Genomic DNA, 16,784 nt, shown 5'->3' on the forward strand with positions numbered 1-16,784 from the left:
GGCGGTGCAGTGGTTCATTGACGCGGCCGGGTCGAGAGCAGTCTCTCGGAAAACGGATCGGGCCGAACCTCTTGACGAAGGGGGCGGCACGGTTCACTCTTGTCGTCAGGAGCACCCCCAGTGGTTTCGGAAGCGCAGTGGTTCGATGAGCGCAGTGGTTCTGGGCGTTCGGCAGGCGACACGCTTTCGTCGAGTCGGCGCGTGAATGGACCCCGGGTGCTACTTTTGATGCCCCCGTTGCGCTGTGCGCACATTTGGGGTACCTTTGGACGTTGCGCTGGCTGCCTCCTGTCCACCTCTCGATCGCTGTTACCCGAAAGCACGTTTTCGGGCCGCTGTGATGGGGATTCGGTCTGGTTGCACCAGCCGAAATTCGCCCCACATATAGCAAACAGATACAGCGGCGGTCGCACTGCACGAGCGACCCGCGTGAGGTGCTGGAAGGACGCATCTTGGCAGTCTCTAGCCAGACCAAGGCAGTTGTCGGAACACCGGGAGCCCCGAGGAGGGTTTCGTTCGCGAACATTCGCGAGCCGTTGGAGGTACCCGGTCTCCTCGATGTACAGACGGATTCGTTCGAATGGCTGGTAGGTGCGCAAAGTTGGCGTGACCGTGCCGCCGCCCGCGGAGACAGCAGTGTCGCCGGTGGACTCGAGGACATCCTGACCGAGCTCTCTCCGATCGAGGACTTCTCGGGTTCGATGTCTCTCTCCTTCTCCGACCCACGATTCGACGAGGTCAAGGCCTCGACCGATGAGTGCAAGGACAAGGACATGACGTACGCGGCTCCGCTGTTCGTCACGGCCGAGTTCATCAACAACAACACCGGTGAGATCAAGAGCCAGACGGTCTTCATGGGTGATTTCCCGATGATGACCGACAAGGGCACCTTCATCATCAACGGCACCGAGCGTGTCGTCGTCTCGCAGCTGGTGCGTTCGCCGGGCGTCTACTTCGATCATTCGATCGACAAGACCACCGAGAAGGACCTGCACAGCGTCAAGGTGATCCCCGGTCGCGGCGCATGGCTCGAGTTCGACGTCGACAAGCGCGACACCGTCGGTGTCCGCATCGACCGCAAGCGTCGCCAGCCCGTCACGGTGCTGCTGAAGGCTCTCGGCTGGTCCACCGAGCAGATCACGGAGCGCTTCGGCTTCTCCGAGATCCTCATGGCCACGCTGGAGAAGGACAACACCGCCGGTACCGACGAGGCACTCCTCGACATCTACCGCAAGTTGCGTCCGGGCGAGCCGCCGACCAAGGAGTCGGCGCAGACCCTGCTGGAGAACCTGTTCTTCAAGGACAAGCGCTACGACCTCGCTCGCGTGGGTCGCTACAAGATCAACAAGAAGCTCGGCCTCAACTCGGGTCAGCCCATCGTGGCGTCGACCCTCACCGAGGAAGACATCGTCGCGACCATCGAGTACCTGGTGCGTCTGCACGCAGGTGAGACCTCGATGACCGCACCCGACGGCGTCGAGGTTCCGGTCGAGGTCGACGACATCGACCACTTCGGTAACCGTCGTCTGCGTACCGTCGGCGAGCTCATCCAGAACCAGATCCGCGTGGGCCTGTCCCGCATGGAGCGCGTCGTGCGCGAACGTATGACGACTCAGGACGTCGAGGCGATCACGCCGCAGACCCTGATCAACATCCGTCCCGTCGTCGCTGCGATCAAGGAGTTCTTCGGAACGTCCCAGCTCTCGCAGTTCATGGACCAGAACAACCCGCTGTCGGGTCTGACGCACAAGCGTCGCCTGTCGGCACTGGGACCCGGCGGTCTCTCTCGTGAGCGCGCCGGCCTCGAGGTCCGCGACGTGCACCCCTCGCACTACGGCCGCATGTGCCCCATCGAGACCCCGGAAGGCCCGAACATCGGCCTGATCGGATCGCTCTCGGTGTACGCACGCGTCAACCCGTTCGGGTTCATCGAGACCCCGTACCGCAAGGTCGTCGACGGCAAGGTCACCGACGATGTCGATTACCTGACCGCCGACGAGGAGGATCGCCACACGCTCGCGCAGGCGAACTCTCCGGTCGACGACTCGGGTCACTTCATCGAGGACAAGATTCTCGTCCGTCGTAAGGGTGGAGAGGTCGAGTTCGTCTCGTCCGACGACATCGACTACATGGACGTCTCGCCGCGCCAGATGGTGTCCGTCGCAACCGCGATGATCCCGTTCCTCGAGCACGACGATGCCAACCGTGCCCTGATGGGCGCGAACATGCAGCGTCAGGCCGTCCCGCTGGTTCGCAGCGAGTCGCCGATCGTCGGAACCGGCATGGAGCTGCGTGCAGCTGTCGACGCCGGTGACGTCGTCATCACCGAGAAGACCGGTGTCGTCGAAGAGGTCTCCGCCGATTACGTCACGGTCATGGCCGACGACGGAACTCGCAAGACCTACCGGATGCGTAAGTTCGCGCGCTCCAACCAGGGCACCTGCGCCAACCAGCGTCCGATCGTGGACGAGGGACAGCGCGTCGAGACCGGCCAGGTCCTCGCCGACGGCCCCTGCACCGAGAACGGTGAGATGGCACTCGGCAAGAACCTGCTGCTGGCGATCATGCCGTGGGAGGGCCACAACTACGAGGACGCGATCATCCTGTCGCAGCGCCTCGTGGAAGAGGACGTTCTCACCTCGATCCACATCGAGGAGCACGAGATCGATGCTCGCGACACCAAGCTCGGTGCCGAGGAGATCACTCGCGACATCCCGAACGTCTCCGACGAGGTCCTCGCAGACCTCGACGAGCGCGGCATCATCCGTATCGGTGCCGAGGTTCGTGACGGCGACGTGTTGGTCGGAAAGGTCACGCCGAAGGGCGAGACCGAGCTGACCCCCGAAGAGCGCCTCTTGCGCGCCATCTTCGGTGAGAAGGCTCGCGAAGTTCGCGACACCTCGCTCAAGGTTCCGCACGGCGAGAACGGAAAGGTCATCGGCATCCGCGTCTTCTCGCGCGACGACGACGACGATCTGCCTCCCGGCGTCAACGAGCTGGTCCGCGTCTACGTGGCTCAGAAGCGCAAGATCCAGGACGGCGACAAGCTCGCAGGCCGTCACGGCAACAAGGGCGTCATCGGCAAGATCCTCCCGCAGGAGGACATGCCGTTCCTGCCCGACGGCACCCCGATCGACATCATCCTCAACACCCACGGTGTGCCGCGTCGTATGAACATCGGTCAGGTCCTCGAAACCCACCTGGGTTGGATCGGCAAGACCGGATGGAACGTTCAGATCGCCGCGGACGGCACGAAGCCCGATTGGGCCGAGCGTCTGCCCGAGGAGATGTTGGCGGCTCCGGCCGACAGCAACATCGCCACCCCGGTGTTCGACGGTGCCAAGGAGAATCAGCTCGCCGGCTTGCTGGAGAGCACGATTCCCAACCGCGACGGCGAGCAGATGGTCGGATCCGACGGTAAGGCCACGTTGTTCGACGGCCGCTCCGGCGAGCCGTTCCCGTACCCGGTGTCGGTGGGCTACATGTACATCATCAAGCTGCACCACTTGGTCGACGACAAGATCCACGCTCGTTCGACCGGGCCGTACTCGATGATCACGCAGCAGCCCCTCGGTGGTAAGGCCCAGTTCGGTGGACAGCGCTTCGGTGAGATGGAGTGCTGGGCCATGCAGGCCTACGGTGCCGCGTACACGCTGCAGGAGCTTCTCACCATCAAGTCGGACGACGTTGTCGGCCGCGTGAAGGTGTACGAGGCGATCGTCAAGGGCGAGAACATTCCCGAGCCCGGTATCCCCGAGTCCTTCAAGGTGCTCCTCAAGGAGCTCCAGTCGCTGTGCCTCAACGTGGAGGTGCTGTCCTCGGACGGCGCTGCCATCACGATGGCCGACGGTGACGACGAAGACCTCGAGCGTGCCGCAGCCAACCTGGGAATCAACCTCTCCCGCAACGAAGCTGCCACGGTCGACGACCTCGCTCAGTAGTTCAGTGGTCTCCGGGCCTGCGTCACTGCAGGCCCGGAGGCGTTCTTCTCATTTGCTCTTCCAGCACAACACCCATAACGGGGAAAGGAAGTTACGTGCTCGACGTCAACTTCTTCGATGAACTTCGCATTGGCCTTGCCACTGCGGACGACATCCGTCAGTGGTCCTACGGCGAGGTCAAGAAGCCGGAGACCATCAACTACCGCACGCTCAAGCCCGAGAAGGACGGCCTCTTCTGCGAGAAGATCTTCGGCCCCACTCGGGACTGGGAGTGCTACTGCGGCAAGTACAAGCGCGTCCGCTTCAAGGGCATCATCTGTGAGCGTTGTGGCGTCGAGGTCACTCGCGCCAAGGTGCGTCGTGAGCGCATGGGCCACATCGAACTGGCTGCTCCGGTCACGCACATCTGGTACTTCAAGGGTGTGCCGTCGCGTCTGGGCTACCTGCTCGACCTGGCTCCGAAGGATCTCGAGAAGATCATCTACTTCGCTGCCTACGTCATCACCACGGTCGACGACGAGCTCCGTCACAACGAGCTCTCGACGCTCGAGGCCGAGATGGAGGTCGAGAAGAAGGCCGTCGCAGATCAGCGCGACGCCGATCTCGAGGCTCGTGCGCAGAAGCTCGAAGCCGACATCGCCGAGCTCGAAGCCGAGGGTGCCAAGTCCGACGTGCGCCGCAAGGTCAAGGACGGCGGCGAGCGCGAGATGCGTCAGCTCCGTGACCGCGCGCAGCGTGAGCTCGATCGTCTCGAAGAGATCTGGACCACGTTCACCAAGCTCGCTCCCAAGCAGCTCATCGTCGACGAGCTCATCTACCGCGAGCTCATCGACCGGTACGGCGAGTACTTCACCGGTGCCATGGGTGCCGAGTCGATCCAGAAGCTCATGCAGACCTTCGACATCGACGCCGAGGCGGAATCTCTTCGCGAGACCATCCGTAGCGGCAAGGGCCAGAAGAAGCTGCGCGCGCTCAAGCGTCTGAAGGTCGTCGCTGCGTTCCAGGCCGGCCGTAACTCCCCGATGGGCATGGTCCTGGACGCTGTCCCGGTCATCCCGCCGGAGCTTCGTCCGATGGTGCAGCTCGACGGTGGACGTTTCGCGACGTCCGACCTCAACGATCTGTACCGCCGCGTCATCAACCGCAACAACCGCCTCAAGCGTCTGATCGATCTCGGTGCTCCCGAGATCATCGTCAACAACGAGAAGCGGATGCTGCAGGAGTCGGTCGACGCCCTGTTCGACAACGGCCGTCGTGGACGTCCGGTAACCGGACCGGGTAACCGTCCGCTGAAGTCGCTCTCCGACTTGCTCAAGGGCAAGCAGGGTCGTTTCCGTCAGAACCTCCTCGGCAAGCGCGTCGACTACTCGGGCCGTTCGGTCATCGTCGTCGGCCCGCAGCTCAAGCTGCACCAGTGTGGTCTGCCGAAGCTAATGGCTCTCGAGCTGTTCAAGCCGTTCGTGATGAAGCGTCTGGTGGATCTGAACCACGCGCAGAACATCAAGTCGGCCAAGCGCATGGTCGAGCGTCAGCGTCCGCAGGTGTGGGACGTTCTCGAAGAGGTCATCGCAGAGCACCCCGTGCTGCTGAACCGTGCACCCACCCTGCACCGGTTGGGCATCCAGGCGTTCGAGCCGCAGCTCGTCGAGGGCAAGGCCATCCAGCTGCACCCGCTCGTGTGTGAGGCGTTCAACGCCGACTTCGACGGTGACCAGATGGCTGTCCACCTCCCGCTGTCCGCCGAGGCTCAGGCCGAGGCACGCGTGCTGATGCTGTCGTCGAACAACATCCTCTCGCCGGCATCGGGCCGTCCGCTCGCCATGCCGCGTCTGGACATGGTGACGGGTCTGTACCACCTGACGCGTCTCGATGCCGGTGCTGTCGGCGAGCGCGCCGACGCCAAGACCGACACGGCCGAGTTCGGGGCGTACTCCTCCCCGGCCGAGGCTCAGATGGCCGTCGATCGTGGATCGCTCACGGTGCAGTCGCAGATTCGGGTTCGTCTCACCACGCAGCGCCCGCCGCGTGACATCGAGAACGAGCTGTTCCCGAACGGCTGGAACCGCGGCGAGGCATGGACCGCGCAGACCACTCTGGGACGCGTGCTCTTCAACGAGCTGCTTCCGGCGGACTACCCGTTCGTCAACGAGCAGATGCCGAAGAAGCGTCAGTCGACCATCATCAACGATCTCGCCGAGCGTTACCCGATGATCGTCGTCGCGCAGACCGTCGACAAGCTCAAGGACGCAGGCTTCTACTGGGCCACGCGTTCGGGTGTCACCATCTCGATCTCCGACGTCCTCGTGCCGCCGGAGAAGCCGCAGATCATGGAGACCTTCGAGGCTCAGGCCGATCAGATCGAGAAGAAGTACCAGCGTGGCGCACTCGACAAGGTCGAGCGCAACTCCGCTCTGGTCAAGATCTGGCAGGACGCGACCGAGCAGGTCGGTAAGGCTATGGAGGCGCACTTCCCCGACGACAACCCGATCCCGATGATCGTGAAGTCCGGCGCAGCCGGAAACATGACTCAGGTTCGCTCGCTCGCCGGCATGAAGGGCTTGGTGACGAACCCGAAGGGTGAGTTCATCCCGCGTCCGATCAAGTCTTCCTTCAAGGAAGGCCTGACGGTTCTCGAGTACTTCATCAACACGCACGGTGCTCGTAAGGGTCTGGCCGACACGGCGCTTCGTACCGCCGACTCGGGCTACCTGACGCGTCGTCTGGTCGACGTCTCGCAGGATGTCATCGTTCGGGAAACCGACTGTGGCACCGAGCGCGGCATCGTCACGACGATCGCCGAGAAGACGGCCGACGGCAAGATGATCCGCGACGCTCACGTCGAGACCAGCACGTACGCCCGCACCTTGGCGAACGACGCTGTCGACGAGAACGGCACGGTCATCGTCGCTCGCGGACACGATCTCGGTGACCCGGCCATCGACGCGCTGCTCGCCGCGGGCATCACGTCGGTCAAGGTTCGCTCGGTGCTCACCTGCACCACCGGAACCGGCGTCTGCGCCACCTGCTACGGCCGCTCGATGGCCACCGGCAAGCTGGTCGACATCGGTGAGGCCGTCGGTATCGTTGCCGCACAGTCCATCGGTGAGCCCGGAACCCAGCTGACCATGCGTACCTTCCACCAGGGTGGTGTCGCCGGAGATGACATCACCGGTGGTCTGCCTCGTGTGCAGGAGCTGTTCGAGGCACGTGTGCCGAAGGGCAAGGCTCCGATCGCGGACGTGTCGGGACGCATCCAGCTCGAGGACGGCGATCGTTTCTACAAGATCACCATCGTTCCGGACGACGGCGGCGAAGAGGTCGTCTACGACAAGCTCTCCAAGCGTCAGCGTCTGCGCGTCTTCAAGCACGACGACGGCACCGAGCGCCTCTTGGCGGACGGTGACCACGTCGAGGTCGGCCAGCAGCTCATGGAAGGTGCTGCCGATCCGCACGAGGTCCTGCGTGTGATGGGTCCCCGTCAGGTGCAGATTCACCTCGTCAACGAGGTCCAGGAGGTGTACCGGTCGCAGGGTGTGTCGATTCACGACAAGCACATCGAGACGATCGTTCGCCAGATGCTCCGTCGCGTGACGATCATCGACAGCGGCTCCACCGAGTTCCTGCCCGGTTCACTCACCGAGCGCAGCGAATTCGAGTCGAGCAACCGTCGCGTCGTCTCCGAGGGTGGCGAGCCCGCAGCCGGACGTCCAGTCCTGATGGGTATCACCAAGGCGTCGCTGGCCACCGACTCGTGGCTGTCGGCAGCGTCGTTCCAGGAGACCACTCGTGTGCTCACCGATGCGGCGATCAACTGCCGTAGCGACAAGCTCATAGGTCTCAAGGAGAACGTCATCATCGGTAAGCTCATCCCGGCTGGTACCGGCATCAACCGGTACCGGAACATCACGGTGCAGCCGACCGAAGAGGCACGTGCCGCGGCATACGCGGTGCCGTCGTACGACGATCAGTACTACAGCCCGGACGGCTTCGGCCAGGGAACCGGCGCTGCCGTGCCGCTCGACGACTACGGTTTCTCCAACGAATACCGCTAGAGCGACTTCGTCGCACGTGCACAGAAACTCGTAGCCCACTACGAGTTTCCGCTCACGACGACAGAGCCAGCAGACAAAGCCCCGCATCGACTTCGGTCGGTGCGGGGCTTTGTTTTATCTGGGGTGCGCGGTGAGTTTTCGATGCGCCTCGAGTCGGTACCGGCATGACCGATCAAACATCCAGCACCATCGTGAACATCGGCGTGGCCATGTTCACCGTCGCAGACCAGGACGCCGCGCTCGAGTTCTATTCACGCGTGCTCGGTTTCGAGCTGCGCGACGATACGCGTTTCGGCCCCGAGGGCGAGTATCGGTGGGTCGAGGTGGCGCCGCCCGGTTCGACGGCACGCCTGGCCCTGAATCCGCCGATGGGTGACTCGCCCGGTGGGTCCTCGATCGGTGTGGAAACTCCCGACGTCGAGGCGGAACATGCGCGACTGGCCGCGATCGGCGGTGTCGACATGGACGCATTGTCCGGGACGGAGGACGGTGCGCCGCCGATGTTCGTGCTGCGTGATCCCGACGGCAATATGGTGTGGGTGGTTCAGGCCTGAATCGCCCACCGGGCGGGCGGACTTTGCCGTCTCGGGCTCGTTGCGGGGTCTCAGCCGTTACCGTCCTCCTATGCGAAAGACTGTGCTCGTGCTTGCGATGGTCATGGCGTGGATTGTCGCGGGAGCACTCCCGGCCGGTGCGGCACCCGGTGACGATCCTTCGTGGTCGGGTGATTATTCGCTGATGCGGTTCGCGGCGAGCAAGACCGGCACGAGCGCAGCGGCGTCGCAGCGAGAACCGGATTTCTCCAACGTCTACACCTTCGCCACCGATTGCGTCGACGGAGACTGTGTTGCCTCCGTCGTCGCCGGTCCACCCCCGGCGAACGAGTCCCTCCAGAACCGCCCGATCGACTACGTCTGGGACGGAACGAGTTGGGTGCACACCTACGACTGGGTGTGGGACTGCTGGAAGGGTGAAGGAAATCCCAAGGAGTACAACGACGCGCACTCGGTGGCCTACTACACCCCGCAGCCCGATGGCAGCTTCGAGGGCGTGTGGACGACCACGATCTACGGCGGCTACTGCGACGGCACCGTCGTCATGGATGTTGCTGCATATCCTGTCTCGCCGCTGCCCGTCCTGCCGCCGATATTCGGCAGTAGCTGACCGACTGAGAACGCGTCCGTCGAATCATTCGTGATGGCAGACGGCCTCGAGGTCGATGCCGTTGAGATCGCGGACGAATGATCCGTAGTACGAGGCGTGGTATTCCGGCTGCAGCCCTGGAGGCCTGAGCTCGATCGCTCCTGCCGAGAGTGCCGCGGCGTGGAAGGCATCGACGGTGGCGCGATCCGGGGCGCTGAAGGCGAGATGGGTGTGCGGTCCGATGGCCGAACCCGGTGCGTCGACGATCCAGAAGAAGGGCTTCACCTGCGCCCAGCCGAACGCGATCATGGCGAGTTGGTTCGCCTCGGGGGTGTGCGGTACCCGCATGATCTCGCTGATCCCCAGTGGTTTCAGTACAGCACCGTAGAACTCGGCGCTGGCGGCAAGATCGGCGACGCCGATGTTGAGGTGGTCGATTTGGGAGCCTGTGCGGTCGGTGTTCGTCATGCGTTCGAGTTTTGCCGTGATTGCGGACGATTCAGGTCCTGAATCGAATGGAAATTTCGTGTTCATGTGCCCTTTCGATCGACGACGCGCACAGTTCGTTCGGGCGCGACAGCCTCGGAGGATGGTGAGACGGGGTAACGAGATACGGTTCGGTCAGGACATCTCCATGCGAGCGGGGGCCACACGTCGGCAGTTTCTGACGTGGAGTGCGCTGGTGGGGGCGTTGGCGTTCACTCCGGGACTCGCGGGAACCACGGCGCAGGCCCAGTCCGTGGTGACGCCCGATTACCCGTTCCGCCTCGGCGTGGCATCCGGCGATCCACTGCCCGATTCGGTGGTGCTGTGGACCAGACTCGCCACCGATCCCTTTGCGCCACTGGGCGGAATGACGCCTGGCGTCGTGCCGGTGCGGTGGCAGATCGCCGCGGATGAGCGATTCGCGAACATCACCCGCGAGGGCGTCGAGCTTGCCACCGAGTTCGACGGCTGGTCGATTCATGTCGACGTCCGAGGGCTGGAGCCCGCTCGCGAATACTTCTATCGCTTTCTCGTCGGACCGCACTCCAGCTCGGTCGGCCGCACCAAAACTGCACCGGCAGTGGGGCAGCCGCTGAGCAGGCTCGATTTCGCCTGGGCGTCGTGCCAGAAATGGGAGGACGGGTACTTCGGCGCATACCAGGACCTGGCGGCGTCGAATCTCGATGTGGTGTTCTTTCTGGGCGACTACATCTACGAGTACGCGATCAAGGACGAGGGTGCTCGCAAGGGTGAGCCGCGTACCGAGTCGGCTTCCCGAGAAACCATGGTGCTCAGCGACTATCGAGACCGGTATGCGTTGTACAAGGCGGACGAGAACCTCGCCGCGGCGCATGCGTCGGCACCGTTCGTCTCGACGTTCGACGATCACGAGGTGGACAACAACTGGGCCTCGCAGATCAGTCAGGACGACGACGATCCGCGAGAGTTTCTGTTGCGCAGGGCCGATGCGTTCAAGGCGTGGTGGGAGAACACTCCGGTGCGGGTGAATCTGAAGCCCGTCGGACCGGACATGACGGTCTATCGACGGTTCTCGTTCGGTGATCTGGTGGACTTCTCGGTGCTGGACACGCGGCAGTACCGCAGCGATCAGGCGCACGGTGACGGCGAGCATGCGCAGGACGCGGAGACGGCCGATCCGTCGCGCACCATAACCGGTGCAGCGCAGGAGAAGTGGATTCTCGACGGGTTCGCATCACCGTCGACGTGGAACTTCCTGGCGCATCAGACGGTCATCTCGGACTTGGCTCGTGGGCTCGGTAGCGATCGCAAGGTCGGGATGGATCCGTGGAGCGGATACGAGGCGTCTCGGCACCGAATTCTGGACGGGGCCAGGGATCGTGGCACGAAGAACGTCGCGTCGATCGTCGGCGACATTCACCGCACCATCGTGTCGGAATTGCGACGCGACTACCAGGATCAGGTGTCGCCGATCCAAGGTGTGGAGATCGCGGCCACGTCGATCGCGTCGGGCAAGGACGGGGCCGATGTCGACGCCGCCGGGGCGGCTATCGCCGAGGCCTCACCGCACGTCAAGTACGGCAATGCTCGTCGCGGCTATCTCCGCAGCACGCTGACGAACACCGAATGGCATTCGGAAGTGAGGGTTCTCGATGCGGTGTCGACGCCGGGCAAGCCGGTGCGCACCGCCGCAACCGTCACCGTCCCGGAAGGCCGCCCCAAGATTCAGCTCGGTTGACGCCTACGGTCACTGACGGATGGCGAACATCGGCATCGCCAGGCCGAGCAGCATCACGGTGAACAGGAACCATGCCGCGCCCTGCCAGATCGGCCACGTGCCACCGGCTCGGTAGGACTTGTATCCCAACGTCAGAGCTCCGATCCCGCCGAGGAAGCACACCGCGGGCACCGACGCGGCCAACACAGGACTGGAGCGGTCGACGACCAGGAACACCGCGGTCAGGGCGGCAGCCACCGCCACCACACCTGCGCAGTATCCCGCAGCCTTACGAAGGGCACCGGGGTCGTTCCAGCGCTTTTCGACGTCGCGATCGGCGATGGTGCGTTCGGTCGGGTCGTTGACGGGCATATCTGTGGGCTACCCGTTCGGCGCGGGTCTACCCACTTCGGACGGTCAGCGACCGTCGGCGATGATCTGCGCGACGTTGCGTTCGGCCAATGCGGTGATGGTGAGCGACGGGTTGGCGGCTCCGGTGCTACCGGGGATCAGGGCACCGTCGACGACGTAGAGCCCGGGGTGACCCTTCACCCGCCCGTGGTTGTCGGTGGCGTCGCCCAGTACCGCGCCGCCGAGTGGGTGGGCGGTGAAGGTGTCGTCGACGTCGCGGGTGAACGGTTCGGCTGCGACGACGGTACCGCCGGCCTGAGCCATCCGATTCTGCACTGCGCGTAGGGCTTCCACGGTGTCGCGGCTGCCACCCTTCGGCCAGTTGAGGGTCAATGCGTCTGTGGCGGAATCGAATCCGAAGTTTCCACGCAGGGGGTCGATGGTCATACCGAGGGAGCCGATGAAACCGAGATTCACCGGAACGCCCGGCACGTACCAGTTCTCGACGGTCAGTGGCAGTCCTGAGTCGTCGACGATGCGGGATGCGCACGGCGCACCCTGCGGTCCGGCCGACATCGGCCCCAGCGACCGCGTCATCGACGCGTCGCCGTTGGTGCCCCATCCGGTGCCGACGAATTCGTTGAGGTTCGCCAGCGCACCGGTGCTGCGGGCGCGCATCAGCAGCTCGGTGGTGCCGATGGACCCCGCTCCGAGGACGAGGGTGTCGCAGGTGAGCGTGCGTGTCTCGAGTACGGTGCCGAACGGGTCGAGGCGTTCGATCTCGACGCGGTAGCGGCCGCCGGATTCGGTGCCGATCGCCGCGACGCGATGGCTGTGACATACCGTCGCGTTGCCGGTGGCCTCGGCCTGGGGGATGTAGTTCTGGGTCAGGTCGTGCTTGGCGCCGTTGGAGTTGCCGAAGGTGCTCGCGCCGACGGTCGCGGACGGCCTGGAGCGACCGCCGATCTCGTCGCGGACGACGTTCCAGTTCCAGTTGCCGTCCACTGCCTGCGGGGTGAAGCCGGCCCGCCTGGCGTGGTCGTCCCACGTGCGTGAGTGTGCGAAGTTCGGGCTGTTGTAGATGTCCTCGGGCATCGCCGACGGCCGGAGCATCGAGCGCGCCTTGGGGTACCAGGTGGCGGCCATCTCGTCGTAGTTCAGTCGTCCGCCGAAGGAGAGGTCGAAGAACTTCTTGTCGGGGGCGATGGTGACGCCGGTGTAGACGATCGAGCCGCCGCCGACGGCAGCGCCGCGCCAGACGGAGAGGTTCTCGTAGCGGGTGGTGTCGAGGACGCCGCCGAACAGGTCGACCGGCCCGACGGGCATGCCGGTGATGTTGGTGAACGAGCTCTGCTGCCACAGTCCGCGTCCGTCGGCGGTCATGTCGGCGGTGAAGATCTCGCGCCATGGATCACGTGGCCAGCGCAGTCCGCGTTCGAGGACGGTGACCTGGGTGCCGGCCTGAGCCATGCGGAGGGCGGCGGCGCTGGCACCGAATCCGGAGCCGATGACGATCACGGGTGAGTGGTCCGGTGGGCGCGGGGGGTCGGCGAACAGCTCGGGAACCAGTGCTCGGATGCGTTCGGCACCGATCGGCAGCGCGCCTGCGGTGGCGGAGCCCGGCGTTCCGGCCGAGTTCAGGACCGGAGCGGCGGCAGCGCCGAGCATTCCGGCAGCGGCCAACCGCAGCAGTTGCCTTCGGTTCACGGAAAGTCCCCCTACTTGACTCACGGACAGCGTTGTCGATTCTGTCGTGTTTGCGGCGAGAAAGCGAACAGTTCGGTCGGTCTCGAAGACGCTTCCCAGGTCGGCCTCAGGTTTGCCTGTAAGACTTCCGCTCATGGTTTCGGCATCGTTGGCCCTGTTACTGCTCTTCGCAGCGGTAATCGGCATCGTGGCGCACCTCGTCGACGCGCGGGGGCAGGCGATGCTCGTTGCCGCGTCTTTGGCACATGTCCTCATGCTCGCCGCGGTGCCCGGCACTGCACTCGCGGCCGTGGCGTTCGGGTGGTGGGGGCTGGCTGCGGGGGCCGCTGTACTGACGGGTGCCATCGCAACGCAGCTGCCGCTGCAGAGGCACCGTCCACTACACAGGCACCGCTCCCGGACGACGACCGAGGCACCGACTCTGACGGTCCTGCACGCCAACATCTGGCTGGGACAGGCCGATCTCGACGCGTTGGTTGCGCTGGTCGAGCAACATCGACCGGACGTGCTCACTCTCGTAGAACTGACGCCCGAGGCCGAGGCCCGTCTTCGCCCGAGACTGTCCGGCTCGTTGCCGCACGCGTATGTCAGCGCCGCCCCCGGAGGCGAAGGCACCGGCATCTACAGCCGTTTCCCGCTCGTCGACGAGCAGCGGCACGACGGTTTTGTGACCGAATTGCTCTCTGCACGGGTGGAGATGCCGGGTCGGCCTCTGGTGTTCGCGGTCCACCCGGTGCCGCCGTGGCCGCGGGAGCCGTCCGAATGGGTTCGCGAGCTCGCGCTGCTGCGTCAACTATTGGCCAAGATCCCCGTCGACGACGGTCCCGTGGTGGTGGCCGGCGACTTCAACGCGACGCAGGATCATCGGCGGTACCGAGATCTACAGGACGGCCGGTTCGTCGATGCCGCGGTGGCCACCGGGGCCGGGATGCTCAGGACGTATCCGGCGCACACCTGGTACCCACCCGTCATCGCCATCGACCATGTTCTGGTGGCGGACATGGCGGTTCGATCGGTCGAGCCGGTGACGGTCACCGGTTCCGACCACCGCGGCATCCTGGCCCGGCTTGCCTTCGGTCCCCACTAGGGCTGCGCGGGCAACTGCTGCACGACCACTTGTTTCCGTCGGGGTCGGCGAAGTACACGAACGTGCCCCAGCCCTCGTCCTTGGGCGGATCGATGGTCAGACCCGACGAGGTGAGGTGCTCGTAGGCCTCCTGGATGTTGTCCACGACCATCAGAATCCCGGCTCCCTTGCCCGGCTCGGCGTCGGTGATGCCCTCGCCGATCGCGATGGAGCACGCCGAACCCGGGGGAGTGAGCTGGACGTACCGGATGCCGTCCCAGGGGCGGGCGTCGTGGTCGGCCTCGAAGCCGATCGAGGTGTAGAAGTCCTTGGCGCGGTCCACATCGGTGACGGCGAGGGTGACGAGTTCGATCTTCATGGTGAGGTTCATGGAGCAATGGTGAGCGCCTTTGCGGACACAGTCGGTCCGCTATCACCGAACGCTTCGAGAAATATGCCCGACGCCTCGTCGGTTGACATATCCGTGTTGTTCTCACTGCTCGACAGATCCCGCACTCGATCCGGAATGGACGACGCCTCGGCGCTGCGGCATACCGTCGAACGAGCGGTACATGCGGAGAAGATCGGGCTGCACCGGTTCTGGGTGGCCGAGCATCACGGTGTTCCCGGTATCGCGTCGGGCGCGCCCGCGGTACTTGCTGCGGCGGTGGCGTCGCGCACCTCGCGCATTCGCGTCGGATCCGGCGGGGTGATGCTGCCCAATCATCAGCCCCTGATCGTGGCCGAGCAGTTCCTGATGTTGGAGTCCCTCTTTCCGGGCCGAATCGACCTCGGAGTCGGCCGCTCCCTCGGATTCACCGAACCGGTCCGCGCAGCATTGCGCCGAGACCGTGACGCGCCCGACACGTTCGAGTCCGACATCGCCGAATTGCGTTCGTATCTGGACGGTTCGGCACCGGTGACGGCCCGCCCTGCCACCGCTGCTCCACCGGTGTTCGTCCTCGCCACCGGAGCCGGTCTCGAGGTGGCCGCTCGCGCCGGGCTTCCGGTGGTCGTCGGTGGACCGGTGCTGCAGAAGGATCATCCGTTGGCGATGTATCGCAAGCACTTTAGGCCCACGCTCTCGAATCCCGAACCGTACGTGATCATCTCGCTCGACGTGACGATCGCAGCCGACGCCGAGGATGCACGTAGGTTGGCCGTCCCGGAGGCATGGGCGATGGCCAGGTCCAGACGCGAGGGCGAGTTTCCAGCTCTGGAGCGAGCGTCTGTGATTGATCAATCGCAGTGGACGCCGCAGACACGGAACCGAATCGAGGCGTCGTTGGCGTCTAGCATCCTCGGCACGACCGGGCAGGTCCGTTCTCGGTTGGAGGAGGTGATCGAGCGCACCAACGCGAACGAGATCATGGCCTCGACGTCCACGTACGATCGCGCCGAATTGTTCGACGCCGATGCCGCGTTCGCTCAGCTCGCAGGGGTGGCGGGCTGAACAGGTGCTGTCGCAGCCAGGGCCGCCACGAGGTCGCGCTGAATGTCGGTGGCGGGAACGGTCGCGTCGACGACGGCCGAGACCGGGAGCCGAAGCCTGCGGTCGGCCTCGGTGCGGAAGACCAGGCCGGTCTTGGGGGTGCTGTCGGCGGTACTGGCGTACAGAATGGACCAGCACTGCGGGTTCTTGAGGAGTTCGGCGCTGGCGGTGTGATCGGACGCCACGGGTGGGCCGAAGCTCAACGGCAGTCCGCTGCGTTTCATCTCGCGTTCGATCACCCGGTGCAGCAGGATCTGCTCGCTCCGTTTGGGAAGTAGCAGGGGGTAGCCGGCGAGCTGGCTCAGGCTCGGGTTGTCCTCACCCGCCAGAGGATGACCCTCGGGGAGGACGACGACGAGGTCCTCGGTCCACAGTTCGGTCACATGGAGACCGGAGCGTTCGACGCTACCGCGGATCAGCGCCACCTGGCAGTCGCCGGATGTCACCGCTTCGATCTGTTCTGCGAATCGTTTCAGCACGAAGTCGATCTCGGCGTCGGGATGACGCTCGCGGACCGCGACGATGGCGGAGATGGCGTTGGCCGCGAACGTCATGTTTCCGGTCAGGCGCAGCTGGTTCCGCTTGCGCGTCGTCAGCGCCAGGGCGGCCTGCTCGAGCTCCACCATGTGCCGGGCGATGGAAACCAATTGTGCTCCGACAACGGTCAATCGGACGGTACGAGAGGTCCGCTCGAACAGCGGTTCGCCGATTTCTCGTTCCAGCTTGGAGATCTGCAGACTGATCGCCGATTGCGAGACGTAGCAGCGTTCGGCAGCGCGTGAGAAGTTCAGTTCCTCGCCGACCGCGAGGAAGTACTTCAGCTGCCGCAGTTCCATGTAGCCATCCAATC

At 64.6% G+C, this 16,784-nt stretch carries 12 protein-coding genes; 7 read left to right on the forward strand and 5 right to left on the reverse strand.

The genetic code is table 11. The features are described from left to right. The first annotated feature begins 434 nt into the window (after window positions 1-434). From rpoB to R3P95_RS11880, 4 genes are all read left to right on the forward strand, one after another. Entirely contained in the window at window positions 435-3,941 is a 3,507-nt protein-coding gene (rpoB, locus tag R3P95_RS11865; RefSeq protein WP_094687957.1) for a DNA-directed RNA polymerase subunit beta, read from the forward strand. Window positions 3,942-4,036: 95 nt separating this feature from the next. Beyond that, window positions 4,037-7,993, forward strand: coding sequence for a DNA-directed RNA polymerase subunit beta' (locus R3P95_RS11870; protein WP_269595372.1), 3,957 nt, complete (start codon window positions 4,037-4,039; stop codon window positions 7,991-7,993). 164 nt (window positions 7,994-8,157) lie between these two features. Beyond that, a complete protein-coding gene (locus tag R3P95_RS11875; RefSeq protein WP_269595371.1) occupies window positions 8,158-8,547 on the forward strand; it encodes a VOC family protein in 390 nt (129 codons plus the stop codon). Window positions 8,548-8,617: 70 nt separating this feature from the next. Then, window positions 8,618-9,157, forward strand: a complete 540-nt coding sequence (locus R3P95_RS11880) for an Rv2253 family sensor-like surface protein (protein ID WP_269595370.1) — start codon at window positions 8,618-8,620, stop codon at window positions 9,155-9,157. A 24-nt stretch (window positions 9,158-9,181) separates the two neighbouring features. On the opposite strand, the gene R3P95_RS11885 is transcribed toward R3P95_RS11880, so the two are convergent. Next, window positions 9,182-9,604: a VOC family protein gene (locus R3P95_RS11885; protein WP_269595369.1), complete on the reverse strand. Its 423-nt coding sequence runs from the start codon at window positions 9,602-9,604 to the stop codon at window positions 9,182-9,184. A 166-nt stretch (window positions 9,605-9,770) separates the two neighbouring features. On the opposite strand from R3P95_RS11885, the gene R3P95_RS11890 reads away from it, so the two are divergent. Beyond that, window positions 9,771-11,339, forward strand: coding sequence for an alkaline phosphatase D family protein (locus R3P95_RS11890; protein WP_394855410.1), 1,569 nt, complete (start codon window positions 9,771-9,773; stop codon window positions 11,337-11,339). Window positions 11,340-11,348: 9 nt separating this feature from the next. On the opposite strand, the gene R3P95_RS11895 is transcribed toward R3P95_RS11890, so the two are convergent. Together R3P95_RS11895 and R3P95_RS11900 are read right to left on the reverse strand one after the other, a co-directional pair. Continuing rightward, complete coding sequence (locus R3P95_RS11895) at window positions 11,349-11,690, reverse strand: hypothetical protein (RefSeq protein WP_269595367.1); 342 nt, start codon at window positions 11,688-11,690, stop codon at window positions 11,349-11,351. 45 nt (window positions 11,691-11,735) lie between these two features. Beyond that, complete coding sequence (locus tag R3P95_RS11900) at window positions 11,736-13,376, reverse strand: GMC oxidoreductase (protein WP_269595366.1); 1,641 nt, start codon at window positions 13,374-13,376, stop codon at window positions 11,736-11,738. 133 nt (window positions 13,377-13,509) lie between these two features. On the opposite strand from R3P95_RS11900, the gene R3P95_RS11905 reads away from it, so the two are divergent. Continuing rightward, window positions 13,510-14,463 (forward strand): endonuclease/exonuclease/phosphatase family protein, encoded by a 954-nt coding sequence (locus R3P95_RS11905; protein ID WP_269595365.1) that lies wholly within the window; start codon window positions 13,510-13,512, stop codon window positions 14,461-14,463. Here R3P95_RS11905 and R3P95_RS11910 read toward each other — a convergent pair. Then, on the reverse strand, window positions 14,408-14,833 hold the full coding sequence (locus R3P95_RS11910) for a VOC family protein (RefSeq protein ID WP_300522379.1): 426 nt from the start codon (window positions 14,831-14,833) through the stop codon (window positions 14,408-14,410). The two genes, R3P95_RS11905 and R3P95_RS11910, sit on opposite strands and share 56 nt — an antisense overlap. A gap of 93 nt (window positions 14,834-14,926) precedes the next feature. Between R3P95_RS11910 and R3P95_RS11915 the strand changes: the two genes are divergently transcribed. Then, complete coding sequence (locus R3P95_RS11915; protein WP_269595363.1) at window positions 14,927-15,895, forward strand: MsnO8 family LLM class oxidoreductase; 969 nt, start codon at window positions 14,927-14,929, stop codon at window positions 15,893-15,895. Here the strand turns inward: R3P95_RS11915 and R3P95_RS11920 are convergent. Beyond that, complete coding sequence (locus R3P95_RS11920; protein WP_068053390.1) at window positions 15,871-16,770, reverse strand: LysR family transcriptional regulator; 900 nt, start codon at window positions 16,768-16,770, stop codon at window positions 15,871-15,873. The genes R3P95_RS11915 and R3P95_RS11920 overlap by 25 nt on opposite strands. Between the last annotated feature and the right edge of the window lie 14 nt (window positions 16,771-16,784).

It is taken from the genome of Rhodococcus cercidiphylli (genome assembly GCF_033042225.1).
Classification (GTDB): domain Bacteria; phylum Actinomycetota; class Actinomycetes; order Mycobacteriales; family Mycobacteriaceae; genus Rhodococcoides.

Bases quoted from the DNA above. Each gene is read 5' to 3' on its own strand.
- R3P95_RS11875 (WP_269595371.1), top strand. From the start codon at position 8,158: ATGACCGATCAAACATCCAGCACCATCGTGAACATCGGCGTGGCCATG.
- R3P95_RS11880 (WP_269595370.1), top strand. From the start codon at position 8,618: ATGCGAAAGACTGTGCTCGTGCTTGCGATGGTCATGGCGTGGATTGTC.
- R3P95_RS11885 (WP_269595369.1), bottom strand. From the start codon at position 9,604: ATGACGAACACCGACCGCACAGGCTCCCAAATCGACCACCTCAACATC.
- R3P95_RS11890 (WP_394855410.1), top strand. From the start codon at position 9,771: ATGCGAGCGGGGGCCACACGTCGGCAGTTTCTGACGTGGAGTGCGCTG.
- R3P95_RS11895 (WP_269595367.1), bottom strand. From the start codon at position 11,690: ATGCCCGTCAACGACCCGACCGAACGCACCATCGCCGATCGCGACGTC.
- R3P95_RS11905 (WP_269595365.1), top strand. From the start codon at position 13,510: ATGGTTTCGGCATCGTTGGCCCTGTTACTGCTCTTCGCAGCGGTAATC.
- R3P95_RS11910 (WP_300522379.1), bottom strand. From the start codon at position 14,833: ATGAACCTCACCATGAAGATCGAACTCGTCACCCTCGCCGTCACCGAT.
- R3P95_RS11920 (WP_068053390.1), bottom strand. From the start codon at position 16,770: ATGGAACTGCGGCAGCTGAAGTACTTCCTCGCGGTCGGCGAGGAACTG.